This is a genomic window from Klebsiella sp. KPN54798, assembly GCF_021184225.1.
Lineage (GTDB): Bacteria > Pseudomonadota > Gammaproteobacteria > Enterobacterales > Enterobacteriaceae > Klebsiella > Klebsiella pneumoniae.
Genome location: NZ_CP089234.1, coordinates 2,921,169 through 2,946,612 on the forward strand (window position 1 = coordinate 2,921,169; position 25,444 = coordinate 2,946,612).

Sequence of the window (25,444 nt, forward strand, 5' to 3'; positions counted from 1 at the left end):
AGGTGGAAAATAAAAAATAGCGTCGCGGTTATACCAGTTCTAAGCGCGCCATAATGCCCAGTTTGCCAGCCATAAACTTGCCAATTGTAACCTTCAACCCTAAGTTGCTTAACAATTACACAACCTTTTCACATCAGGTTGCACCCTGCTCGTACAGAGTGACACCTGACCTATCTACCGTGGCGGGAGAACGTTTCGTAATGAGCAATCCACAAGACAACACTGCATCCATTCTGCAGAAAAACAAGAAGGTACTGATCGCGAGCCTGACAGGCAGCGCCATCGAATGGTTCGATTATTTTCTCTATGGCACCGCCGCCGCGCTGGTGTTCAACAAAATCTTCTTTCCGATGGTCGACCCGGTTATCGGCCTGATCCTCTCCTGGCTCTCCTTCTCGCTGACGTTTTTTATCCGCCCCATCGGCGGCGTGATTTTCGCCCATATCGGCGATCGCATCGGCCGCAAGAAGACGCTGGTGCTGACCCTGTCGCTGATGGGGAGCGCCACGGTGGCGATCGGCCTGCTGCCCACCTACGAGATGGTGGGCCTCTGGGCGCCGGCCCTGCTGATTACTCTGCGCATTATTCAGGGCATGGGTATCGGCGGCGAATGGGGCGGCGCGCTGCTGCTGGCCTATGAATACGCGCCGGAAAAGCGGAAAGGCTTTTTCGGCAGCATTCCCCAGGCCGGGGTGACCATCGGCATGTTGATGGCGACATTTATCGTCTCGCTGATGACGCTGTTCGATGAGGCGCAGTTTCTCGCCTGGGGCTGGCGCATACCGTTCCTGCTCAGCTCCGTCCTCGTTTTTCTCGGCCTGTGGATCCGCAAAGATATCGACGAAACGCCCGCCTTTAAGCAGGTGAAAAAATCCGGCCAGGTGGCGAAGGCCCCGCTGCGCGATACGCTCAAGCACCACTGGCGGGAAGTGCTGATCGCCGCCGGCCTGAAAGTGGTGGAGACCGCCCCCTTCTATATCTTCTCCACCTTTGTAGTCAGCTACGCCACCACCACCCTGAGCTATCAGAAGTCGCAGGCGCTGGAATCCGTGACCCTGGGCGCGCTGGTGGCCACCGTGATGATCCCGCTGATGGGGCTGCTGTCAGACAAGGTGGGTCGGCAAAAGATGTACACCCTGAGCGTGGTGCTGCTGGGGCTGTTTATCGTCCCGTGGTTCCTGCTGCTCGACACCGGCACCGGCTGGGGCATCATGCTGGCGACGATCGTTGCCTTCGGCATCCTGTGGGCGCCGGTAACCGCGGTGCTAGGCACCCTGTGCTCTGAGATTTTCAGCGCCAATGTGCGCTATACCGGGATCACCCTCGGCTACCAGCTGGGCGCCGCGCTGGCCGGGGGCACCGCGCCGCTTATCGCCACCGGTCTGCTGGCAAAATATGACGGGGACTGGCGGCCGGTGGCCGTTTATCTGGGCGTTACGGTGGCGATTTCGCTGCTGGCGATATTCTGCGCCAGCCGGATGAAGTCCGCGCTGAGCACGGCCCCCTCCCGGGCGGAAAGCGCCTGACCGCAGCCCGCCAGGGCTACTACGGCGCCGACTATCCCGTCCGGCGGCGCTGCGCTTGCGCGGGCCTGGGGGGAGATCGCGCCGCGGGGGATACCGCTTATCCCTGGCCCGGTAAGACAGTAGGCCCGGTAAGGCGCCAGCCGTCACCGGGCACAAACAGGCGTCAAGTCTTCCCCCCTGCTTAGCCGGCCGCCAGGACCGGCGGGTGTCAGGCGCTCTGGTTGTCCAGCTGAAGCTGCCCCTCGCGCCGCTGCTTCAGCTTCCAGAAGCCCCACAGCGCGATAAACCACAGCGGAGAAGCCAACAGCGCCAGCAGCGTGTCCGGGTCAAAGATCATGATGAAGATAGCGAACGCGAAGAACAGCAGGCTCACCCAGCTCATCACCACCCCGGCGGGCATCTTAAAGATCGACCCGGCGTGCAGGTCCGGACGCTGACGGCGGTAAACCAGATAGGCCACGAGGATCATCCCCCAGCTGAACACCACCATAATCGCCGCCAGGGTCGAGACGATGGTGAACAGGGTCATCACGTTCGGCACCAGAAACAGCAACAGCGTGCCGATCAGCATGCAGAAGCAGGAGAACAGCAGGCTGCGCACCGGAATGCGGGTACTGCGCGACAGGATACGAAACTGCCAGTGCGCATGCTTCTCCACCGACAGGCCGTACAGCATGCGGGTGCTGGAGAAGACCCCGCTGTTGGCCGAGGACATCGCCGAGGTCAGCGCCACAAAGTTAATTACCGCCGCGGCGGCAGGCAGCCCGGCCTTGGCGAACAGCGTCACGAAGGGGCTGGTCTCCGCCGACACCCCCGGCCACGAGGCGACAGCGATGATCACCACCATCGACAGCAGATAGAAGATGATAATCCGCAGCGGCAGAGCATTGATCGCCTTGGGCAAAATGCGCTGCGGATCGCGGGTCTCCGCCGTCATGGTGCCCAGCAGCTCAATGCCGGTAAAGGAGAAGATCGCTATCTGGAAGCCGGCGAAAAAGCCGGTGATGCCGTGGGGCATAAAGGCCGTCGGGTCGGTGAGATGGCTGAGGGAGGCCGTCACGCCGTCCGGGGAGGTCCAGCCGGTGGCAATCATCCAGCCGCCGGTGCCGATCAGGGCGATAATGGTGATCACCTTGATCAGGGCGAACCAGAACTCCGCCTCGCCAAACATTTTCACCGACAGCAGGTTAAGCAGGAACAGAATCGCCAGCATGCTGAGGGCCGGCATCCACGCCGACAGCTCCGGGAACCAGTACTGCATATAGCTCCCGCAGACCACTACGTCGGCGATACAGGTCACCACCCAGCTTAGCCAGTAGGTCCAGCCGAGGTAAAAGCTGGCCTGCGGCCCGAGATACTCGCCGACAAAGTCGGCAAACGAGCGGTAGTCATGGCGGGTGAGCAGCAGCTCGCCCATCGCCCGCATCACCATATAGGTAAAGAACCCGACCAGCACATAGATAACCAGGATCGAGGTGCCGGCGACGGCGATGTTGCGCCCCGCCCCCATAAACAGCCCGGTGCCGATGGCGCCCCCGAGGGCAATCATCTGGATATGGCGGGCGCTGAGCCCGCGCTTAAGCTGTGACGCGCCTTCACCTCCGGCGGCAGGTGACGCCTGATGTTGATGTTCAGTCATGGTGTTTCCTCAGGCTGGTTGCGGGAGACGAAGGGCAGCGGCGCGGAGCAACAGCCCGGCGCGCTGGCCGGTGGCGACCCCGGCGTTGGGAAAGAGGATATAGGGGGCCCGGGCCTGCACCACCCAACGTTTCTCTGCCTGGCGGGCGATCTCATACCCTGCCGGGAGCGCGGTGAAGTTTTCAACGTCTGCCGCGAGATTAAGCGTAAATTCCCCCTCGCGCTTGATGATGCTCTCCTCGACCAGGAAGTAGTCCACCGGCGCTTTGTCGCGCGGCGGCAGCGGCGCATCAGCGATCCAGGCCCGGATCGCCGCGTCGGCGGCGGCGAACAGGCTGAGATCGTTGGCGCCGAACGGCATCACTTTCCCCAGCTCCAGGGTGGCGCTTTGCGCGGCGAACTTTTCGCAGGTGAAATGGGTGAAGGTGCCGCCCGCTTCGGTATGGCGCACGACGGCGTCCATCCCGCTGGCCTGCAGCAGCTGATAGAAATCGGGCGAAAAATCCCCGGCGTGGGCCGGGAGCAGCGCAAACTGGCGATACAGCGATCCGCGAATGGCGGTGTGCATATCGAGATGACCACGGTTGACCGGCCCCGCCGCATCGGCGGCGCGATAGAAGGCCTGCACCGCCTGCTCCAGCGCAAAAGCCCGCCGCGACTCATTTCCCGGGGTGACCGCCAGATGGCGGCCGCCGAACAGGCGATTCAGGTCGTTATGCAGATAGCGGCGCGCGGCGCGGATCGCCGGCAGATTACCAAAGACGATCAGCAGCGCCTGCGTGAGCGGCTGCCGCCCCTGGCTCAGATCGTGGGTTAGCTGCAGCAGCAGTTCAATCGGCGCGGTCTCATTGCCATGCACGCCGGCGGAGAGGATCGTCGCCCGGCGCCACGGCGCCGTCGGCAGCAGCTGTAAAATGCCCTCGCCCAGCCAGCGGGCCTCGATGCCCGCCGGAAAGGTCCACGCCTGCAGGCGGCAGTGCAGTAAATCGTTAACCAGGTGCTCCATCTGCCGCTCCTTAACGCTGAAAATCATAGACCGCGCCGAGGCGCAGGATCTGCGTCAGCTCATCCAGCGCCTGATAAACCTCGCGCAGCAGCTGCGGGTCCGCCAGATCGCGGGCATGCAGCCGGTCGCGATAGTGTTTTTCCACCCATGCCGTCAGCTGCTGATAACGTTCGTCGTTCATCAGGCTATGGGCGTTGACCGCCTGGCGCTCCGCCTCGTTGAGCACCACTCGCAGCCGCAGACAGGCCGGGCCGCCGCCGTTGCGCATGCTTTCCCGCAGGTCAAAGACCGCCACTTCATCGATCGGCGATGCGCTATCGGCGGCGAGATCGCTGAGATAGCGCCAGACGTTTTCCCGCTGGCGGCACTCCTCCGGCACCACGATCAGCATCTTGCCGTCTGGTTTGCTCAGCAGCTGGCTGTTGAACAGGTAAGAGGCCACGGCGTCGTCGAGCGAAACCCGCTCGTCCGGCACTTCCACGCTGGTGAACGGGATATCCAGACTGTCGCTTTTAGCCCGCAGCGTGGCCAGCACTGTCGCCTGATCGACAAACGCCTGCTGATGGTGAAACAGCACATGGCGATTGCTGACCGCAATGACGTCGTTATGAAACACGCCGCGATCGATAGCCTGCGGCGCCTGCTGGGCAAACACCGTGTAGCGCGGATCCAGCTGATGCAGGCGGGCCACCGCTTCGCTGGCCTCGAGGGTCTGCCGCGCCGGATACTTCATCGGGGCGATACCGCCGCTGGCGCGTCGACCATAGACGAAAAACTGCACCCCCTGCCGGTCATATTCCCGGCAGAAGCGGTTATGGTTGGCCGCCCCTTCATCGCCGAGGTCGCCATGCTGCGGCAGCGCCGCATGGTGGGCAAAGTAGCGCGGATCGGCGAACGTGGCGCCAAGGATCGCCGAGGTGGTGGGTGCCTCCTGCATACGGTGCAGCTTATTGTTCAGGTTGGCGACGGTGAAATGGACTTTGCCATCGGCGCTGTCCGCCGACGGTGAGACAGTCGCCGCGTTGGCGGTCCACATCGACGAGGCGGAGCTGAAGGCGGAGAGCAGCTGCGGCGCCGCGTGGGCCGCCTGCCGGATAACCTGCTCATCGCTGCCCTGGAAACCCACTTCGCGCAGCAGACGCAGATTCGGCCGCGGCTGCGGCGGCAGAATGCCCTGTACGAAGCCGCGGTCGGCCAGGGCTTTCATTTTATACAGCCCCTGCAGCGCCGCCTTTTTAGGGTTAGAGAGACCATCGCGGTTATTTTGCGAGGCTTCATTGCCGACGGAGAGTCCGGCGTAGTGGTGCGTCGGGCCGACCAGGCCATCAAAGTTTGCTTCAAAACCAGACATATGTCCTCACAGGATCCGTTATCAGAATGGCAGGCCCGGCGATACCGTCGCCGGAAGCGTCAGCGTATCGCTGACCAGAGAGGCCATCGGCCAGGCACAGTAATCGGCGGCGTACCACGCTGCCGCGCGATGGTTGCCGGAGGCGCCCACCCCGCCAAACGGCGCTTTACTCGATGCGCCGGTCAGCGGCTTGTTCCAGTTGACGATCCCGGCTCGCGCCTCGTCCGCCAGCTGATCAAACTGCGCCGCATCGCTGGAGATCAGCCCGACGGCCAGGCCATAGCGGGTCTGATTGGCGAGGCGAATCGCCTCCGGGAAGCCGTCGTAACGGATAATCGTCAGCAGCGGGCCAAAGTACTCTTCATCCGGCACCTCAATACCGGTGACGTCGACGATCCCCGGGGTCAGCACCGTGGAGCGCGGGTCAGGCTGGCGCATGCGCAGCAGCACCTTGCCGCCGAGCCCCTCCAGTTTTTGCTGCGCCGCCAGCATGTTCTGCGCAGCGTCGAGAGAGATCACCCCGCCCATAAACGGCGCCGGCTGATCATCCCACTTGCCGGCGCGGATCTGCGCGCTGGCCTCTACCAGCCGCTGCAGCAGCGCATCCCCCTGCTCGCCGCGCGGCACGATCAGCCGGCGCGCGCAGGTGCAGCGCTGCCCGGCAGAGATAAACGCCGACTGGATAATCACATGCAGCGCCGCATCGATATCGGCCACGTCGGCGACGATCAGTGCGTTGTTGCCGCCCATCTCGAGGGCCAGCATCTTCTCCGGCTGGCCGCCGAAGTAGCGATGGAAGTGGAAACCGGCCGCCGCGCTGCCGGTGAACAGCACGCCGTCGATATCACGATTTTCCAGCAGCGCCTGGCCGGTGGCTTTTCCGCCCTGCAGCAGGTTGATCGCCCCGTCGGGGATGCCCGCCTGCTGCCACAGCTGGACGGTCATTTCAGCGGTAGCCGGCGTCAGCTCGCTGGGTTTAAACACAATGGTGTTCCCGGCGATCAGCGCCGGAATGATATGTCCGTTGGGCAGGTGGCCCGGGAAGTTGTAGGGGCCAAAGACCGCCATCACGCCGTGCGGTTTGTGGCGCAGCAGCGCTTTACCGTCCGGCAGCGTCGACTCATGAAAGCCCGTCCGCTGGTGATAGGCTTCGATGGAGATCGCGGCCTTGCCGATCATCGCCTGCACTTCGGTGCGGGTCTCCCACAGCGGCTTGCTGGTCTCGCGGGAAATCAGGGTCGCCAGCGCCTCTTTATGCGTCTCCAGCAGCGCGGCAAAACGCTGTACGACGTCAATACGCTCGGCCAGCGGCCGGTGCGACCAGGGATAAAACGCCGCGCGCGCCGCGGCGCAGGCCGCCTGGACGTCGTCAGCCCCCGCGCTGGCCGCCTGCCACAGCAGCGACTGATCCTCCGGGGCCAGTTTGCTCATCGTTGCGCCGCTGCCTGGCAGCCACTGCCCGGCTATAAACTGTGCTTTTACCGCCATGATCTGTTGTCCTCTGGATTCAGGGTTACCGTATAAACGCGGTCGGTTTCACTGACCTGCAGCGCGTCCAGCGCGGCGCTGTCAAGCGAGACCTGCTCTTCGTGGGCCACCAGCAGCGCCCGAAAGTTGTCGAATTGACCGTTGGCGACGAGGGTCGGCGCCGGCAGGTCGCCCATCAGCTGCCGGAGAGGCAGGCGCTGGCTGTCGCGCACGGCGCGGATCTGATCGGTGTCCGCCTCCAGCACCGGACCGGCATCGAAAATATCCACCGAGCCGCGCCAGCTGAAACCCTCTTTCTCGAGGATCGCCCGCGCCGGGGCGGTATTGGGATGCACCTGACCGATGACCCCGCGGGCCGCTTCCGGCAGCAGTGAGATATAGATCGGGTACGCCGGCATCAGTTCGGCAATAAAGGTTTTCATGCCGGTGCCGGTCAGCCGGTCGGCATCGGCGAACGGGATGTCGAAGAAATGATGGCCCAGCGCATCCCAGAACGGCGACTGTCCCTGCTCATCGCTGCAGCCGCGCAGTTCGGCAAACAGGTGCGGGGAGAACCACTCGCGAAAGGCGGCGATAAATAAAAAGCGCGCCTTGGAGAGCAGCAGACCATTGCGGTTGCGCTGATACGCCGGGTCGAGAAACAGCGTACATAGCTCACTATGCCCGGTGTGGTCATAGCTGAGATTAAGCAGCTCCTGGGGCTTATAGACTCCCAGCGCTTTCGAGGCGCGCACCGTTTTCTGAATGCGAAAATTGTAAAACGGCTCATCCAGGCCCACTGCGACCTCAATGGCGCTCACCCCCACCACCCGCGCCAGCGCGGTGTCCTCCAGCACAAACAGGAAACCCTGCTGGCTGCGCGGTAGTTCGCCGGCGAAGGTCTTGATACTGCGCCGGATCCGGGCCGCCAGGCGCCCGACGTCATGCGGTAAAGAGGTCATGCCGACCCCCGCCCGCGCGGCGAGGCGGACGATGTCGTCGAGATCGTTTTCCCGTACGGGACGAAATAGCATCACAGGCCGTCCTCCCGGTTAGCGGGTTAAGCGGGCAACGGCGCGATCAAGGCGCACGAAGGCTTCCGCAATATCCGCCAGCGGGATATTGAGCGCCGGCGCGAAGCGCAGCACGTCCGGGCCGGCAATCAGGGCGATCAGCCCCTCTTCCGCCGCCAGGTTGGTCAACGTTTTGGCCTTGCCGCGCAGCGGCCCCGCCAGCTCAGCGCCGATCAGCAGACCGGTGCCGCGCACGGCGCTGAACGCATCGTAACGGGCAGAGATCGCATTCAACTGGTCAACGATCAGCGCATGGCGCTCGCCAACGCCCGCCAGCAGCGGCGCATCGAGATGGGCCAGCACGGCGTTAGCGACGGTTGCCGCCAGCGGGTTGCCGCCGAAGGTGGTGCCATGGGTGCCTGGCTGGAAGACCTGCGCCCAGGCCTCTTTCGCCAGCATCGCGCCGATCGGGAAGCCGCCCCCCAGCCCTTTGGCGCTGGTGAGGATGTCCGGGACGACGTTGTAATGCTGGTAGGCGTAGAGATGGCCGGTACGCCCGGCGCCGGTCTGCACCTCATCGAATATCAGGGTGGCATGATGGCGATCGCAGAGGGTACGCAGCGCCTGCAGGAACGCCGGGTCCGCCGGGATCACCCCGCCTTCGCCGATAATCGGCTCGACGATCACCGCGCAGGTGCGCGAGGAGATCGCCGCGGTGACCGCCTCGATATCGTTATAGGGCAGATGGGTAATGCCCTGCGGCAGCGGAGCATAATCGCTGGAATATTTCGGCTGGCCGCCAACGGAGACGGTGAACAGCGTGCGGCCATGGAAGGCGTGGTTGAAGGCGATGATTTCGCTTTTTTCACCGCCAAACTTATCGTGGGCATATTTCCGCGCCAGCTTAAGGGCCGCCTCGTTGGCTTCGGCGCCGGAGTTGCAGAAAAACACCTTGTCGGCAAAGGTCGACTGCACGAGGGTTTTTGCCAGCTGCAGCACCGGCTCGTTGGTATAGCCATTGCCGATATGCCACAGTTTCGCCAGTTGATCCTGCAGGGCCTGAGCCAGCGCCGGGTGAGCATGGCCCAGGGCGTTCACTGCGATGCCGCCCGCCATATCGATATACTCTTTCCCCTGCTGGTCCCAGACGCGGGAGCCCGCCGCTCTGACCGGAATAAACGGCGCGGGGGCAAAACAGGGAACCAGGTAAGCGTCAAAATCTTCGCGAGTCATACTGCCTGACATAATTTATCTCCGGAACGTAAGACGACGGAAAACGCTCCCGTCGCGTTGGACAATCGACATTAACCCTCCCCCTCGGCTTATTTTGGGCACGAGCGCGCCCGCTGCGATGGTAAAAATATTCACCACAGAAAAATAAAGCCCTATTCTTTTTACGGGTAATTGTTAATTCATGGTTAATGCCATGTTGTTGTGTGGGCTAATGCTGGCCTGTGAACAACAAGATTGTCAATACGGGCAAAAGCAATTTATTCACTTTTTGAAGATCATCAAGATAATGAAAAACATAGAAAAAATATTTTCTTATGCACTTAAGTGAATAAAAAGTGAATTAAAATGCACAGCTTGCGGGTGGTTGACGTGCGTAGTTATTCACTTAAAAAATAAAAAATCTAACAAAAATTTAAAAATCGGAATTGCCGTCAAATACCGCTTTATAAAATTGGTGATACCATTCATTGCACAGAGTTTACTGCTGTAGCTATTCCACGGTTTTACACGACATAAATAACACTGAGAAACAGGACTCTTATGGAAAAGTTATCTTACGCATCTGAAAGTAGTACATCTCCATGGACCACCTACCTGCGCCAGATCGACCGCGTCGCGCCTTATCTCGGCGATCTTGCCTACTGGGTGGAAACCCTGCGCCATCCGAAGCGCGCGCTGATCGTCGACATTCCTGTGCAAATGGACGACGGCACCATCCGCCACTTCGAGGGCTATCGCGTTCAGCACAATCTGTCGCGCGGACCGGGTAAAGGTGGTGTTCGCTACCATCCGGATGTCGATCTTAACGAAGTCATGGCACTTTCTGCCTGGATGACCATTAAGTGCGCCGCGGTCAATATTCCTTACGGCGGGGCCAAAGGCGGCATCCGCGTCGACCCCTTCTCCTTGTCGGAAGGTGAACTGGAGCGTCTGACCCGCCGCTACACCAGCGAAATCGGCATTATTATCGGGCCGCAGAAAGATATTCCGGCGCCGGACGTCGGCACCAATGGCAAAGTGATGGCATGGATGATGGACACCTACTCCATGAACCATGGCACCACCATCACTGGCGTGGTCACCGGCAAACCGATCCACCTCGGCGGCTCCCTCGGTCGTGAAAAAGCCACCGGACGCGGCGTGTTTGTCACCGGCCGGGAAGTTGCCCGTCGCGCCGGTATCGAAATTGAAGGCGCCAAAGTGGCGCTGCAGGGCTTTGGTAACGTCGGTAGCGAAGCGGCCCGCCTTTTCGCCGGCGTCGGCGCTCGTATCGTGGTTATTCAGGATCATACCGCGACCCTGTATAACGAAGGCGGAATCGATATGGCCGCCCTCACCGCCTGGCAGGCGGAGAAAAAGCAGATTGCCGGTTTCCCGGGCGCCCAGGAGATCGATAAAGACGCCTTCTGGACCACCCCGATGGACATCCTGATCCCGGCGGCGCTGGAAGGGCAAATCACCCGCGAGCGCGCTGAGAAGCTGACCTGCAAACTGGTGCTGGAAGGGGCCAACGGCCCAACCTATCCGGAAGCGGACGACGTGCTGGCCGAGCGCGGCGTGATCGTGGTGCCGGACGTTATCTGCAACGCCGGCGGGGTGACCGTCAGCTACTTTGAGTGGGTACAGGACATGGCCAGCTTCTTCTGGAGCGAAGAGGAGATCAACGCCAAAATGGACCGCATTATGACCGACGCTATCGTGCACGTCTGGGATAAAGCCGCCGAGAAAGAGTGTACGCTGCGCACCGCCGCCTATATCGTGGCCTGCGAGCGCATCCTGATGGCGCGTAAAGACCGCGGCATCTACCCGGGCTGATCCCCATCAGCAACCGCATCAGGGGTGGCCTTGCGCCGCCCCTTTTTTTCTTTGCCGCGCCGTTAACCGCCGAGGATGTGCGCTATCTGACGAGGAGTAGTTCGGTAAAGGTGACAACGTCACGCAAGTAATAACCATCCGCTGCCCGCAGGGGATTATTTTTCGATTAAATCAAAGTCGCCCTGGGTATAGCGTAAGCCAGTGACGTTGTCGGCAGTGAAAATATGTTCGATGGTGAGGATGTCCTCCGGCGCGAGGGTAATATTCGCGGCGCCGGCATTGTCGCGCAGGTGAGCAATTTTCCTCGCCCCCGGGATAGGCACGATATCCTCGCCTTTGCTCATCACCCAGGCAAGGGCAATCTGCGCAAGGGTCGCGTCATAGCGGGTGGCCACCTGCTGAAGGCGCTCAAGCAGCAGCTGGTTTTTGCGCATGGTTTTGGCCTGGAAGCGCGGCAGATGGCGGCGGAAATCATCCGCTGCCAAAACGCCGGGATCGGTAATTGTCCCCGTCAGGAAGCCGCGGCCAAGCGGGCTGTATGGCACAAAGCCGACCCCCAGCTCGCGGCAGGTGTGGAGAATATCGCCCTCCGGCTCGCGGCTCCATAGCGAATATTCCGTCTGCACGGCAGCGATCGGATGTACCTTGCAGGCCCGGCGCAGCGTCTGAGCAGATACTTCCGACAGACCGATATGGCGAATTTTACCCTCTTTAACCAGATCGGCCATAGTGCCCACCACCTCTTCCACCGGTACCGCGGGATCGACGCGGTGCTGATAGAGCAGATCGATGGTCTCGACATTCAGTCGCTTCAGCGACCCTTCCACTGATTCGCGAATATGTGCCGGACGGCTGTCAACGCCGGCCATCCGCTCCAGACCCTGGCCGGTCGGCAAAATACGAAATCCAAATTTGGTGGCAATCTGCACCTTATCGCGAAAACCTTTAATCGCTTTTCCGACCAGAACTTCATTATCGAAAGGACCATATACTTCGGCGGTATCCAGGAAGGTCACGCCCATGTCCATGGCGGTATGGATCGTATTTATCGCCTGCGACGTTTCAGCGCCGCCATAGGCAAAACTCATCCCCATACATCCGAGACCTAATGCGGAAACCTGAAACTTCTCTTTTCCAAGATAACGTGTTTTCATCTTATTTTCCTTAATTGCTGAATGGCATTAAATATATACTTCCCTTTCATATTGATAACAATTAATCTATTCCGAACGCGGTGTTAGCTGGAAATTAACAATGAAAACCTTGCCCGATCTGCAACAAATAGAAATATTAATACTCATAGTGAAACATGGCAGTTTTCGTCAGGCCGCTAAAGCGTTAAACCTTTCCCCACCGGCCCTTACTGTCGCTATTAATCATCTGGAAGAAAAGTTAGGCGTGCGCCTGCTAAATCGCTCAACGCGCAGTTTGTCATTAACCGCAGTGGGTGAGGAATTTCTTAATAATATAACGCCGGTGGTCAATGATTATCGCCGGGTGGTGGACAGTCTGAATTATCACCGTCTGACTCCGGAAGGCGTGGTGAAAGTTAATTTACCGCGCATTGTTATTGACCTGTTTTTTCAAGACTATTTTATCGCCTTTAAAAACGCCTGTCCCAATGTGACGCTCGAACTGTATGCCACCGATCGGAAAGTCAATATTATCGAGTCCGGTTTTGACGCCGGCATTCGCTATTCGCAGGATGTGCCCAAAGAGATGATTGCCATCCCCTTTGGCGAGAAACTATCGCTGATCCCGGTGGCCAGCCCGGACTATATACGCGAAGCCGGAGAGCCCGACACCCCGCAGTCTTTAGTTAATTTCCGCTGCATTAACCGCTGTTTTCCTGGTGGGGAGAAGTACCGCTGGGAGTTTATTGGCCCCAGCGGCGAGCTTAGCGAGGTCGCGGTTAAAGGCGATCTGGTCGTCGATGCCGATAGCGCAATGATCCAGGCCGCGGAGAGCGGATTAGGCATCGCCTTTGTCTATCAGTCGCTGGTGACGCAGCAGCTGAGCGCGGGCAGCCTGGTCCATTTGTTACCCGACTACCGCTATCCTGCCGACCATTTCTGCGTCTACTACCCAAGCCGGAAACATATTCCCGCCCCCCTGCGGGCCTTTATCGCCTGGGTGATGGCGCAGAATAAAAATATCCTTGGTCAGCAGACCGCACGACACGGATCGCGGCCGGAAGATTAACTACAATTAACGTACATACCGTTAACCAATTTCTATCTTTCATCTTGAACTCCGGCGGTTATCCGGCATAAAATCGTTAGAGCTCTAACGATATTGACAGACGACCTATGGACAATCGACAGCTTACCTTCTCTCATCTTTTATACCTCACCGCGCACCACTGGCGGCTGGCGGTCAATCGTCGGCTGAAAAATCTCGGTCTCAGCCAGGCCAGCTGGGTGGCGGTAGCGTCCATCGCCCGCCACCAGCAGCCGCTGTCGCAAAGCGAACTGGCGCAGGAGCTGGGGGTGGAGAGCCCGACCATTGTGCCGTTGATCCATCGTCTGGTCGCCCTCGGACTGGTTGAGCGCGTCACCACCGCCAGCGACAAACGTAAGCGACTGCTGGTGGTCACCGACAAAGGGAAGGCCCTCTATGAACAGGTCAAAACGGTGGCTGACGATCTGCGCGAAGAGATCCTGACGGCGATTACCCCACAGGAGCAGGAGCAAACCCAGCGGGTGCTGGAAAAGCTATTGCGCGAAGTGGAGAAGAAATAATGCCCCGTCGCCAGGATAACCCCTACGCCCCGCATGACTGGGCGCCGCATGAAAAACCGGCTCTGCTCGGTTCGCCGTCGACGCCGCTGCACAGTCCGGCGAAACGCCTCGCCTACGGCGTGGTCGGTCTGCTGGTATGTCTCACCGGCGCGCTGGGCAACGCAGTGGTCACCGCCAACCTGCAGCTGCTGCAGGGTACCTTCGCCGCCTGGTCGACAGAAATCGCCTGGCTGCCGGCGGTATACGTGATGACCAACGTCTCCATCAACCTGCTGCTGGTGAAATTCCGCCAGCAGTTTGGCCTGCGCGCTTTCACCGAAGGCTTTCTGGTGCTCTATGTGCTGGTCACCTTTTTCCACCTCTTCGTCAACGATCTCAGCTCAGCGATGATGGTTCGCGCCGCCCATGGCATGGTGGCCGCGGCGCTCAGCTCGCTGGGGATCTACTACCAGGTACAGGCCTGGCCTGCCCGCCATCGCCTGAAAGGGCTGACTATCGGCATCACCGGCTCGTCGCTGGCCATTCCCCTGGCGCGCCTCTTTTCCACCGAACTGCTGCAGACCGATGAATGGCGCGGTCTCTACTTCTTTGAGCTGGGCCTGGCGCTGGTGTCGCTGGCCTGCGTCATCGCGCTAAAACTGCCGCCAAGCGATCGTAAAAAAGTGTTCGAAAAAAAAGATTTCATTACCTTCTTTCTGCTGGCGCCCGGCATGGCGCTGGTGTGCGCCGTGCTGTCGCTGGGGCGGCTCGAGTGGTGGTTTGAAGCGCCGTGGATCGGCTGGGCGCTGGCGGCGGCGGTAATACTGATCGTCGCTGCGATTACCTTCGAGCATAACCGCAGCAACCCCCTGCTCAATACCAAATGGCTCTCCAGCGGCAGCATCGTGCGTCTGGGCCTGATTATGCTGTTGATCCGCATCGTGTTGGCGGAGCAGAACACCGGGGTCATCGGCTGGCTGCAGTACGTTGGCCTGCAAAACGAACAGATGACTAACCTCGCGTGGTCGATTTTCGCCGGTATTCTGTGCGGGATCATTGCCAGCTGTCTGACGCTCAACCCGCAGAAGCTCTACTGGCCGACCGCCACCGCGCTGGCGCTGATCATGATAGCCTCGCTGCTCGACAGCCAGTCCAACGCCCTCACCCGTCCGGAACAATTAATGTTCAGCCAGTTTTTACTCGGCTTCGGCAGCGCCTTCTTTCTGGCCCCGGCGATGCTCGCCGGGATTGGCGGCGTGTTTGCCGACCCGCGCAACCTGGTCAGCTTCTCGGTGCTGTTCGGCATGAGCCAGAACATTGGCGGGCTGCTCGGCTCGGCGATCCTCGGCACCTTCCAGACCTGGCGTGAGAAATTCCACTCCAGCCAGCTGGCGGACCAGATAACCACCCTGAACCCGCTGATCGTCGAGCGGCTGCAGCAGTACAGCCAGATGTATCAGAGCCAGATTGGCGACAGTACGCTACTCAACGTTCAGGCCACCACCCTGCTGCAAAACGCCGCGACGCTGCAGGCCAATATTCTCGCCTGGAATGATACCTATCTGCTGACGGCGGCGATCTCCGCCGGGACACTAGTGTGGGTTTTCTGGCGCTTAATTCGCTTACGACTGACTGCCCGTATCGCGTTGCAACGCGCTACCGGCAGCAAATAATTATCATCATTTCATCTCTGGAGTCGTTATGAGTCAGCAGGATGCGGCCAAACAACAGGCCAACACCCGGAATAATATTCGCGTGGTTTCCATTTTTACCGCCGCGGCGATAGGCCTCGTCGGCGTGCTGGTGATCCTCTACGCCTGGCAACTGCCGCCGTTCACTCGTCATAGCCAGTTTACCGACAACGCCTATGTGCGCGGGCAGACCACCTTTATTAGCCCGCAGGTCAACGGCTATATCACTGCCGTCAACGTCAAAGATTTCGCGATTGTCCAGCCGGGCGAGGTGCTGTTCCAGATAGACGATCGCATCTATAAACAGCGGGTGCATCAGGCCCAGGCTACCCTGGCGATGAAAGAGGCCGCGCTGCGCAATAACCTGCAACAGCGCAAAAGCGCCGAGGCGACGATCGCCAAGAATGAAGCCGCGCTGCAAAACGCCCGCGCGCAGAATCTGAAAATCCAGGCCGATTTAAAACGCATCCAGCAGTTAACCGCCGACGGTTCGCTGTCGATCCGCGAACGTGATTCGGCGCGGGCCAGCGCGGCGCAAGGGGCGGCGGATATTGAGCAGGCGAAAGCGGCGCTGGAGATGTCGCGCCAGGACCGTGAATCGACCATCGTCAATCGCGATTCGCTGGAGGCCGACGTGGCCAGCGCCAAAGCGGCGCTTGAGCTGGCGCAGATCGACCTGCAGAATACCCAGATTATCGCCCCCACCGGCGGCCAGCTGGGGCAGATCTCGGTGCGTCTTGGCGCCTATGTCAGCGCCGGGACCCATCTGACCTCGCTGGTTCCGCCGCAGCACTGGGTGATTGCCAACCTCAAAGAGACCCAGCTGGCCGAAGTACGCGTTGGCCAGCCGGTCACCTTCACCGTAGACGCGCTCAACGGCGAGACCTTCCACGGCAAGGTGCAGAGTATCTCCCCGGCGACCGGGGTGGAGTTCAGCGCCATCTCTCCGGACAACGCCACCGGCAATTTCGTCAAGATCGCCCAGCGCATCCCGGTGCGTATTACGGTCAACGACGGGCAAAACAACAGCGAACGCCTGCGGCCGGGGATGTCGGTGCAGGTGACTATTGATACCCGTGCGGAGAAACAACCATGATCCGCCCGGTCGCCCTTGCTATCGTTCTGGCGCTGGTCGGCTGTCAATCCGCCGATGTGCAGCGCGCACAGCCGACCCTGACCATTCCTGCCGCCTGGCGGGCCGACGTTGGCCCGGCCAGCCCGGTGGAGGGCGTATGGTGGCGCAATTTTCATGACAGTACCCTCAATCAGTATGTCGACCAGGCGCTGCGCTATAACAGCGATGTGCTGATCGCCCGCGAGCGGGTGAATGAGTATCAGGCGCGCGCTTACGCCGCCGACAGCAGCCTGTTTCCGTCACTGGACGCCAGCCTCACCGGCACCCGCGCCCGGACGCAGTCCGCCGCCACCGGCCTGCCGATCCACAGCACACTGTATAAGGGCGGCCTGACCGCCAGCTATGATGTCGATATCTGGGGAGCGAACCGCAGCGCGGCCAACGCCGCCGGGGCCAGCCTTGAGGCGCAGAAAGCCGCCGCCGCCGCCGCCAATTTGAGCGTCGCCAGCTCGGTGGCCGTTGGCTACGTTACGCTGCTGTCGCTGGATGAGCAGCTGCGGGTGACCCAGCAGACGCTAACATCAAGGGAAGACGCGTGGCGCCTGGCCAAACGTCAGTTTGAAACCGGGTATACTTCACGCCTTGAGCTGATGCAGGCGGATTCGGAGCTGCGGTCAACGCGGGCGCAGATCCCGCCGCTACAGCACCAGATTGCGCAGCAGGAAAATGCGCTCAGCGTGCTGCTCGGCGATAACCCTGGCGCGGTAAAACGCGGCGAGTTCGCCCAGCTTACCCCGCTGCGTCTGCCGTCGCAGCTGCCGTCCACCTTGCTCAACCGCCGTCCGGACATCGCTCAGGCCGAGCGCCAGCTGGTGGCCGCCGACGCCACGCTGGCCTCGTCGCAGGCGCAGCTGCTGCCCTCTATTAACCTGACCGCTACCGGCAGCCTGCAGGACCGGACGCTGCCGGATCTGCTGGACAACCCGCTGCGGCTGTGGAGTCTTGGCGGCAGTATTCTGGCGCCGCTGCTAAACCGCCAGGCGTTAAATGCCCAGGTGGACGTCTCCATGGCCCAGCGCAACCAGGCGCTCTATAGCTATGAGAAAACGGTGCGCAGCGCGTTCAAAGAGGTCAATGACAGCCTGGACGCCATCAGTCGCTATGGCGAACAGTTAACCGAGCTTCAGGAACAAGAGACCGTTGCCCAGGAAACCTTACGTATTGCACAAAACCGCTACCGTAACGGCTACTCTTCTTATCTGGATGTGCTTGATGCCCAGCGAACGCTGTTCTCCACCCAGCTTAGCGTGGTGCAGGTGAAGAACAACCTGCTGCTGGCGCAGATCGCTCTGTACCGGGCGCTGGGAGGCGGCTGGTCTGACTCATCAGGGAGCTAAATGGGGAAGCGTCATATGCAACAACAGTGGTCGGCAGTAGACAATTATTTGATTAAGGCCTTAATTCCCGGCGATCCTGTGCTCGATCGGGTACTGGAAAACAACCATCGTGCCGGGCTCCCGGCACACGATGTCGCCGCCAATCAGGGTCAGTTTCTCGCCCTGCTGGTACGGCTAACCCAGGCTAAGCGGATACTGGAGATCGGCACCCTCGGCGGCTATAGCACCATCTGGATGGCGCGCGAGCTTCCTGCAGACGGCCAACTCCTCACCCTGGAGGCCGACGCGCATCATGCCCAGGTGGCGCGGGAGAATCTGCAGCTGGCGGGCGTTGACCAGCGGGTCACGCTACGGGAGGGACCCGCGCTACAGTCCCTGGAGTCGCTTGGCGAATGTCCCGCTTTCGATCTGATCTTCATCGATGCCGATAAGCCGAATAACCCCCATTATCTGCGCTGGGCGCTACGTTATTCCCGCCCAGGAACCTTAATTATTGGCGATAACGTGGTACGCGACGGCGAAGTGGTCAACCCACAGAGCGCCGACGAGCGCGTTCAGGGCGTGCGTCAGTTCATTGAGATGATGGGCGCCGAGCCACGGTTGACGGCAACGGCGCTGCAAACCGTGGGCACTAAAGGCTGGGACGGCTTTACTCTGGCGTGGGTAAACGCTTAAGCAAGTAGCCCCGGTAAGCGCAGCGCCACCGGGGACAACCAGCCAGGCTATGGGGTAATTTGCTCCATCGCCTGCAACACTCGCTTGTCCGAGATAGGATACGGGGTGCCTAGCTGCTGGGCGAAGAAGCTGACCCGCAGCTCCTCGATCATCCAGCGGATCTCGCGGACATCGTCGTCCTCACGGCGGTTCGGCGGTAGCTTATTCAGCCACTGCTGCCACGCCTGCTGCACGCTCTCCACCTTAAGCATCTGCGCCCGATCGCGGTGCGGATCGATAGCCATCTTCTCCAGACGCTTTTCAATCGCCTGCAGATAGCGCAGCGTATCGCCAAGACGGCGGAAACCGTTGCCGGTGACAAAGCCGCGATACACCAGACCCGCCATCTGCGCTTTGATATCCGACAGCCCCAGCGCCATGGTCATATCCACCCGGCCTTTCAGCCGTTTGTTGATATTGAACACCGCGGTAAGGATCTGCTCGACCTGTTTAGCGATCTCCACCACCGTGTCGTTGAGCTCGGCTCGCACTTTATCGTGCAGCTGACTAAAGCCCTCTTCCGTCCACACCGGACCGCCCGCCTCGTCGATAAGCTTATCAACACCGCAGGAGATGCAATCGTCAATCAGATCCAGCACTTTGCCGTACGGGTTAAAGTAGAGCCCAAGCTTGGCTTTATTCGGTAGTTTCTCGTGCAGATACTTAATCGGCGACGGGATGTTGAGCAGCAGCAGGCGACGCAGACCGCGCCACATGGCCTGCTGCTGTTCCTGTGGATTATCAAACAGCTTGATGGCCACGCTGTCGCGCTCGTCCACCAGCGCCGGCCAGGCTTTCACCTTATAGTTACCGCGCTTCTGTTCGTAACTTTCCGCCAGGGTGCCAAAGCTCCAGATATGCAGCCCGCTCTGCTCAATACCGTCATCAGCGACCGCCGACAGCGTCTCCTGCACTTTGCCCTTCAGGGCGTCTTTCAACGCCTGCAGCGAGCGCCCTTCCTGCAGCTTCTTGTTTTTATCATCCACCACCCGGAAGGTGATTTTCAGGTGATCGGGCACCTGATCCCACTGCCAGGCTTCGCGGTCGATGGTCACGCCGGTCATCTTACGCAGCTCGCGCTCCAGCGAATCGAGCAGCGGCAGCTCAAGCGGCGCCGCCCGGCCAAGAAACGCTTCCGCATAGTTGGGAGCCGGGACGAAATTGCGCCGTACCGGCTTCGGCAGCGATTTTATCAGCGCGATAATGAGCTCGCGACGCAGGCCAGGGATCTGCCATTCAAATCCGGCCTCCTCCACCTGGTTGAGCAGCGGCAGCGGAATATGCACCGTCACGCCGTCGGCGTCAGCGCCCGGTTCAAACTGGTAGCTAAGCCGCAGCTTGAGGTTGCCCTGATGCCAGAAGTTCGGGTAGTCCAGCTTGCTGACCTGCTCCGCCCCCTCTTTAATCAGCATGCTCTTTTCAAAATTGAGCAGATCCGGGGTTTCACGGCTGGCCCGCTTCCACCAGCTATCGAAGTGGCGGGCGGAGATGACGTCGTGGCTGATGCGCTGGTCGTAGAACTCGAACAGCGTCTCGTCATCCACCAGGATGTCGCGGCGGCGCGACTTATGCTCCAGCTCTTCGATTTCCGCCCGCAGCTTCAGGTTATCGCGGAAGAAAGCGTGACGCGTCTGCCAGTCGCCCTCCACCAGCGCATGGCGGATAAACAGTTCGCGGCACAGCGCCGGGTCGATCTGGCTGTAGTTGACCTTACGCGCGGCGACGATCGGCAGGCCGTAAACGGTGACCTTTTCCGTCGCCATTACCGCGCCCTGCGACCGCTCCCAGTGCGGCTCACTGTATGAGCGCTTGATCAGGTGCTGCGCTACCGGCTCCACCCACTCCGGCTCAATGCGGGCGGCAATACGCCCCCACAGGCGGCTGGTCTCGACCAGCTCCGCAACCATCGTCCACTTCGGCGGCTTTTTAAACAGGCCGGAACCCGGGAAAATAGAGAAGCGGGCGTTGCGCGCGCCGGTAAACTCCTGCTTATCGGCATCCTTCATGCCGATGTGCGACAGCAGACCGGTCAGCAACGCAGTATGGATCTCGCGATATTCCGCCGGCTCACTGTTGATCGGCAGGCCAAGCTCTTTCACCACCTGGCGCAGCTGGGTGTAGATGTCCTGCCACTCGCGCACGCGCAGATAGTTAAGAAAATCGACCCGGCACTGGCGGCGGAACTGATTCGACGACAGCGCCTTCTGCTGCTCGCCGAGGTAGTTCCACAGATTGACGAAGGCGAGGAAATCGGACTCTTTATCGTGGAAGCGGCGATGTTTTTCGTCAGAGGCCTGCTGTTTGTCCATCGGCCGCTCGCGCGGGTCCTGGATCGACAGCGCGGAGGTGATGATCATCGCTTCCCGCACGCAGCCGTGCTTCTGCGCCTCCAGCACCATCCGCGCCAGACGTGGGTCCACCGGCAGCTGGCTGAGCTGGCGGCCCATCGGCGTCAGCTTATAGGCGGTGGCCTGCTCATCGGTGGTGATGGCGCCCAGCTCTTCCAGCAGGCGTACGCCGTCCTGGATATTGCGCTTATCCGGCGCTTCGACAAACGGGAAGGCGGCGATATCGCCTAAGCCCAGGGCGGTCATCTGCAGGATGACCGACGCCAGGTTGGTGCGCAGAATCTCCGGGTCGGTAAATTCCGGGCGCGACAGGAAATCGTCTTCTGAATAAAGACGAATACAGATCCCTTCCGAAACGCGGCCGCAGCGGCCCTTACGCTGGTTGGCGGACGCCTGGGAAACCGGCTCGATCGGCAGGCGCTGCACCTTGGTGCGGTAGCTGTAACGGCTGATACGCGCAGTACCGGGATCGATAACGTACTTAATGCCCGGCACGGTCAGCGAGGTTTCCGCCACGTTGGTCGCCAGCACGATGCGCCGCCCGCTGTGCGGCTGGAAGACGCGGTTCTGCTCGCTGTTGGACAGGCGGGCGTACAGCGGCAGCACTTCGGTATGGCGCAGATCCAGCTTATTCAGCGCATCGGCGGTATCGCGAATTTCCCGCTCACCGCTCATAAAGATCAGAATATCGCCGGGCCCTTCGCGCCCCAGTTCGTCAACCGCATCAAAGATCGCCTGTAACTGATCGCGCTCGGTATCGTCCGCCTCTTCCACTATCGGCCGATAGCGCACTTCCACCGGGTAAGTCCGCCCGGAGACTTCGATAATCGGCGCATTATTGAAATGCTTTGAGAAACGTTCCGGGTCGATGGTCGCCGAGGTAATGATGATTTTCAGGTCCGGGCGGCGCGGCAGGAGCTCTTTCAGATAGCCGAGCAGAAAGTCAATATTCAGACTGCGCTCGTGCGCCTCATCGATAATGATGGTGTCGTACTGCATCAACAGACGATCCTGCTGGATCTCCGCCAGCAGGATACCGTCGGTCATCAGCTTAACCATGGTGTTTTCGCTGACGTGGTCGCTGAAGCGGACTTTATAGCCGATGCAGCCGCCCGGCTCGCTCTGCAGCTCTTCGGCAATACGATTGGCGACGGTCCGCGCCGCCAGGCGACGCGGCTGGGTATGGCCGATGAGTCCTTTCAGCCCGCGCCCCAGCTCCATGCAGATTTTGGGCAGCTGGGTGGTTTTACCCGAACCGGTCTCCCCGGCGACGATCACCACCTGGTGGTCGCGCACCGCCTCGAGAATCTCTTGTTTTTTCTGGCTAACCGGCAGGTTTTCCGGATAGGTGATGGCCGGACGCGCCGCTTCGCGCAGCAGGACTTTACCGGCTGCCTGGCTTATCTCCAGCGCCATCTCCTGCAGAATGGCCTGTTGCGATTCAGGATTTTTAACCTTCTTCACGCCGTGCAGACGGCGGGCAAAGCGCGTTTTGTCGCGCAGCATCAGGCCGTCGAGCTGTTGATAAAGCTGGGGGAAGGTGATTTTTTGTTGTTCTGTCATAGCGTTATCGGGCAGAGCTCTGCCGGGAAAATCTCTTTTGAAGTATTGCCTTAGAGTACCACATCTGTGTCATTCGTGCCTTGTTCAAAAAATCTGAACATAGGATTCGATATATTGCGCTATCTCTGTGGCGCGATTGTGAATACAGTGTCAACAAGCACCAGGGCATTGACCCGTCAATCACATTAAAAAAAGGAAACTCCCATGAGCAAAGTATTAGTTCTGAAATCCAGTATTCTGGCAGGGTACTCACAATCTGGTCAGCTTTCCGACTATTTTGTTGAACAATGGCAGGAAAAACACCCTGGCGATGAGATCACCGTGCGTGACCTGGCCGCCAATCCGATCCCGGTTCTGGATGGCGAACTGGTTGGCGCCCTGCGTCCGAGCGACGCGCCGCTGACTCCGCGTCAGCAGGAAGCGCTGGCCCTTTCCGACGAGCTGATCGCCGAACTGAAAGGCAATGATGTGATTGTTATCGCTGCGCCGATGTACAACTTCAACATCCCGACGCAGCTGAAAAACTATTTCGACCTGGTGGCTCGCGCCGGCGTCACCTTCCGCTACACCGAGAAAGGGCCGGAAGGTCTGGTAACCGGTAAACGCGCGGTCGTCGTTACCAGCCGCGGCGGTATCCATAAAGATACTCCGACCGACCTGGTCACCCCATACCTGTCCACCTTCCTCGGCTTCATCGGCATCACCGACGTGAACTTTGTGTTCGCCGAAGGTATCGCTTACGGCCCGGAAGTCGCGGCCAAAGCGCAGTCTGACGCGAAAGCGGCCATCGACAGCGTGGTTGCAGCCTAATATTTCACTCCTCTCGCTTCCTGCGGGAGGAGAGTTTTACTTTTTCTCGTAGCGTAAATACCCCACCACGCCTCCGCCGCCATCCTTTGGATGATTCACGCCGTCGTTGACCTCCACGCAAGGGAAATCGAAAGGCGAAACGCCGTCAATGCAGGCCACATTCACCCCATACTGCTGTGGGTTTGATCGCCGTTGATGAAAGGTGTAGATCCCGCATACCGAGCAGAAAAAGTGCACGGCTTCCCCTGTATTAAAGCGATACTCTGTGAGCTTATCCCCTCCGCGTACCACCTCTATTCCTGAACGCGGCGAAGAGACCGCGACCGCCCCACGCATGCGACAATATGAGCAGTTACAGCGCCGAACGGTGTTGAAGCCGTCGCTGAGTTCCACGGTAAACGCCACCGCACCGCAGTGACAGTGAGCGGATAATTTCTCTGCCATAATTTTACCCCTCAGGTTGCGGCTTTTGGCCGCAGGTTTTCATCAAACGCCAGCCGCTTACGCCCTGCTTCGACTTCCCGTAATGGCTCCACCTGGTGCAGCGTCTGCTTACAGCGTTCCACCAGCGCCTGGTATTCACGGGTACCTTGTTTTTTCCACGCCAGCTCCTGTTCGCTCAGGGTGCGAATCGCTTTTGCCGGGCTGCCGATAATCAGATGGTTGGCGGGCATCTCGGCGTTGGCTTTGACAAAGGCCGAAGCGCCGACAATGCTGTTTTCGCCAATGACCGCCCCGTCGATAATCACCGCGCTCATGCCCACCAGCGCGTTGCGGCCAATCACGCAGCCGTGCAGAATAGCGCCGTGGCCGATATGGCCCTCCTCTTCCACCACCGTATCCTGGCCGGGGAAGCCATGCATCACGCAGTTATCCTGAATATTGGCACCGTCTTTGACCACGATGCGCCCGAAGTCGCCGCGCAGGCTGGCGTTGGGCCCAACATAGACCCCTTTGCCGAGGATCACGTCGCCAATCAACACCGCGGTCGGGTGAACGTAACTCTCCTCCGGCACCACCGGCGTCAGCCCATCAATCTGATATATCGGCATGCAACCTCCTTATGCGCCCGGCAAACCGCCAAAGCGCTGATAATAGAGCGGACCCGGCACCGGGAGCTCGCCCACCGAGCTCTCACCTTTCTCGCTGACAAACGCCAGCGCGCCGGGACTCACGCGTTGATAAATATTGATACACAGCTGGCGGGCGGTTTGCCCTGCCCAATGCGCCGGCAGGAGCTCTTCCGGCAGCAGCGGGTCTTTGAGCACCACCCGGCGATAGAAATGGATAAGGAGCAGTTGGATCTGGAAACAGCGATCCGGCGTCAACTCTGACGGGTCGCAATCGCGCAGCAGCGGCAGTAGAGGTCGGAACAAGGCGATAAACGCCTCGTACATCTCATTTTGTTCGGTGAGATGCCAGCACTCCTCCACCCGGCTGCGCAGGGCCGCCCTGGAGAGCGCCAGCGGCGAATGGGCTTCAAAACAGATGACGTTTTCGGCGACGCCCGCTTCGTGGAGCAGAGACTGGACATCGGTCAGCTTTTGCGACGGCGAGGCCAGCAGGCTCGGCGCCAGCGCGCCAAACCCCTGCCACAGCAGCTGCTTTTTAACGTCGGCGAGCACATTTTTCTCCAGGCCTTCCGAAAGCAGCAGCAGCCAGGTACCGTCCCATTCCGGGGCACTGGCGCGATAAATTTTATGCTCCGCGCGCCGGGTCAGGCGCAGCCCTTTATCACTCAGGCGATAGAAGCTGCGCCGGCCGATGCGGACAACATCAAGCCACTCTTCTTTATTGAGGCGAAACAGCGCGGTGCGTACGAAGCGCTCGCCGAAGCCTAATCCTTCCAGCAGCGCCGCGACGCTGCCCAGCCACACTTCCCCACCGCGTTGTAATAAAGCGTCGCCATACAGCGAGGCAATTAATGACGTGCCGCTGATGGGCATCGCCGTCACCGCTTGTTGAATAAAGGCGTCGAGTTTACTCATCTGATTCATTCTGTTGTTATATTTTTCCTTTATGAATCATAGCACAGGAAACTCCCCGGCTGACGGCGCAAACGCTTCAGCCGGGTGCC

20 protein-coding genes and 1 pseudogene are annotated in these 25,444 nt (G+C 60.1%); 10 read left to right on the top strand and 11 right to left on the bottom strand.

The window, feature by feature from the left end; translation table 11 throughout:
* Positions 1-200 precede the first annotated feature (200 nt).
* Entirely contained in the window at positions 201-1,526 is a 1,326-nt protein-coding gene (locus tag LPQ25_RS14180) for an MFS transporter (RefSeq protein WP_004176354.1), read from the top strand.
* A gap of 208 nt (positions 1,527-1,734) precedes the next feature.
* On the opposite strand, the gene LPQ25_RS14185 is transcribed toward LPQ25_RS14180, so the two are convergent.
* The 6 genes from LPQ25_RS14185 to LPQ25_RS14210 are packed head-to-tail and all read right to left on the bottom strand — an operon-like array spanning position 1,735 to position 9,246.
* Positions 1,735-3,165 carry an amino acid permease gene (locus LPQ25_RS14185; protein WP_002903059.1) on the bottom strand — a complete coding sequence of 477 codons (1,431 nt, stop codon included), beginning with the start codon at positions 3,163-3,165 and terminating at the stop codon, positions 1,735-1,737.
* Between the two features lie 9 nt (positions 3,166-3,174).
* Entirely contained in the window at positions 3,175-4,170 is a 996-nt protein-coding gene (gene astE, locus LPQ25_RS14190) for a succinylglutamate desuccinylase (protein ID WP_032410294.1), read from the bottom strand.
* A 10-nt stretch (positions 4,171-4,180) separates the two neighbouring features.
* Positions 4,181-5,521, bottom strand: a complete 1,341-nt coding sequence (astB, locus tag LPQ25_RS14195) for an N-succinylarginine dihydrolase (RefSeq protein WP_014907674.1) — start codon at positions 5,519-5,521, stop codon at positions 4,181-4,183.
* Between the two features lie 21 nt (positions 5,522-5,542).
* Positions 5,543-7,009 (bottom strand): succinylglutamate-semialdehyde dehydrogenase, encoded by a 1,467-nt coding sequence (gene astD / locus LPQ25_RS14200; protein WP_004210329.1) that lies wholly within the window; start codon positions 7,007-7,009, stop codon positions 5,543-5,545.
* On the bottom strand, positions 7,000-8,022 hold the full coding sequence (gene astA, locus LPQ25_RS14205) for an arginine N-succinyltransferase (RefSeq protein WP_074424911.1): 1,023 nt from the start codon (positions 8,020-8,022) through the stop codon (positions 7,000-7,002). The genes astD and astA overlap by 10 nt, the downstream gene beginning before the upstream one ends.
* A gap of 18 nt (positions 8,023-8,040) precedes the next feature.
* Positions 8,041-9,246, bottom strand: coding sequence for an aspartate aminotransferase family protein (locus LPQ25_RS14210; protein ID WP_004176366.1), 1,206 nt, complete (start codon positions 9,244-9,246; stop codon positions 8,041-8,043).
* A 169-nt stretch (positions 9,247-9,415) separates the two neighbouring features.
* Between LPQ25_RS14210 and LPQ25_RS14215 the strand changes: the two genes are divergently transcribed.
* On the top strand, positions 9,416-9,562 hold the full coding sequence (locus LPQ25_RS14215; protein ID WP_004224524.1) for a hypothetical protein: 147 nt from the start codon (positions 9,416-9,418) through the stop codon (positions 9,560-9,562).
* A 212-nt stretch (positions 9,563-9,774) separates the two neighbouring features.
* The gene (locus LPQ25_RS14220) at positions 9,775-11,049 is read left to right on the top strand and encodes a Glu/Leu/Phe/Val family dehydrogenase (protein ID WP_004151574.1); all 1,275 of its coding nucleotides are present in this window, start codon (positions 9,775-9,777) and stop codon (positions 11,047-11,049) included.
* A gap of 155 nt (positions 11,050-11,204) precedes the next feature.
* Here the strand turns inward: LPQ25_RS14220 and LPQ25_RS14225 are convergent, their stop codons facing one another.
* The gene (locus tag LPQ25_RS14225) at positions 11,205-12,203 is read right to left on the bottom strand and encodes an aldo/keto reductase (protein ID WP_014907678.1); all 999 of its coding nucleotides are present in this window, start codon (positions 12,201-12,203) and stop codon (positions 11,205-11,207) included.
* A gap of 100 nt (positions 12,204-12,303) precedes the next feature.
* Between LPQ25_RS14225 and LPQ25_RS14230 the strand changes: the two genes are divergently transcribed.
* The 6 genes and pseudogenes from LPQ25_RS14230 (at position 12,304) to LPQ25_RS14255 (ending at position 18,607) form a co-directional block, all read left to right on the top strand.
* Positions 12,304-13,251, top strand: coding sequence for a LysR family transcriptional regulator (locus LPQ25_RS14230; protein ID WP_009308991.1), 948 nt, complete (start codon positions 12,304-12,306; stop codon positions 13,249-13,251).
* A 107-nt stretch (positions 13,252-13,358) separates the two neighbouring features.
* Entirely contained in the window at positions 13,359-13,790 is a 432-nt protein-coding gene (locus LPQ25_RS14235) for a MarR family winged helix-turn-helix transcriptional regulator (RefSeq protein ID WP_014907679.1), read from the top strand.
* Positions 13,790-15,442, top strand: a pseudogene (locus LPQ25_RS14240) (MFS transporter). Before LPQ25_RS14235 ends, LPQ25_RS14240 begins: the two are co-directional and overlap by 1 nt.
* A 28-nt stretch (positions 15,443-15,470) precedes the next feature.
* Positions 15,471-16,556 carry an HlyD family secretion protein gene (locus LPQ25_RS14245; protein ID WP_002902965.1) on the top strand — a complete coding sequence of 362 codons (1,086 nt, stop codon included), beginning with the start codon at positions 15,471-15,473 and terminating at the stop codon, positions 16,554-16,556.
* Complete coding sequence (locus LPQ25_RS14250; RefSeq protein ID WP_014907680.1) at positions 16,553-17,932, top strand: efflux transporter outer membrane subunit; 1,380 nt, start codon at positions 16,553-16,555, stop codon at positions 17,930-17,932. Before LPQ25_RS14245 ends, LPQ25_RS14250 begins: the two co-directional genes overlap by 4 nt.
* A complete protein-coding gene (locus LPQ25_RS14255; protein WP_004151576.1) occupies positions 17,933-18,607 on the top strand; it encodes an O-methyltransferase in 675 nt (224 codons plus the stop codon).
* A 47-nt stretch (positions 18,608-18,654) separates the two neighbouring features.
* On the opposite strand, the gene hrpA is transcribed toward LPQ25_RS14255, so the two are convergent.
* Positions 18,655-22,500 (bottom strand): ATP-dependent RNA helicase HrpA, encoded by a 3,846-nt coding sequence (gene hrpA, locus LPQ25_RS14260; protein ID WP_228975730.1) that lies wholly within the window; start codon positions 22,498-22,500, stop codon positions 18,655-18,657.
* 261 nt (positions 22,501-22,761) lie between these two features.
* On the opposite strand from hrpA, the gene azoR reads away from it, so the two are divergent.
* Positions 22,762-23,367 carry an FMN-dependent NADH-azoreductase gene (gene azoR, locus LPQ25_RS14265; RefSeq protein ID WP_002902889.1) on the top strand — a complete coding sequence of 202 codons (606 nt, stop codon included), beginning with the start codon at positions 22,762-22,764 and terminating at the stop codon, positions 23,365-23,367.
* A 36-nt stretch (positions 23,368-23,403) separates the two neighbouring features.
* Here the strand turns inward: azoR and LPQ25_RS14270 are convergent, their stop codons facing one another.
* From LPQ25_RS14270 to paaX, 3 genes are read right to left on the bottom strand one after another with little or no spacing between them, the layout of a single operon-like run.
* The gene (locus LPQ25_RS14270; protein WP_024940864.1) at positions 23,404-23,814 is read right to left on the bottom strand and encodes a GFA family protein; all 411 of its coding nucleotides are present in this window, start codon (positions 23,812-23,814) and stop codon (positions 23,404-23,406) included.
* Positions 23,815-23,822: 8 nt separating this feature from the next.
* The gene (gene paaY, locus LPQ25_RS14275; RefSeq protein ID WP_002902883.1) at positions 23,823-24,419 is read right to left on the bottom strand and encodes a phenylacetic acid degradation protein PaaY; all 597 of its coding nucleotides are present in this window, start codon (positions 24,417-24,419) and stop codon (positions 23,823-23,825) included.
* 9 nt (positions 24,420-24,428) lie between these two features.
* Positions 24,429-25,355, bottom strand: coding sequence for a phenylacetic acid degradation operon negative regulatory protein PaaX (gene paaX, locus LPQ25_RS14280; protein ID WP_014907682.1), 927 nt, complete (start codon positions 25,353-25,355; stop codon positions 24,429-24,431).
* Between the last annotated feature and the right edge of the window lie 89 nt (positions 25,356-25,444).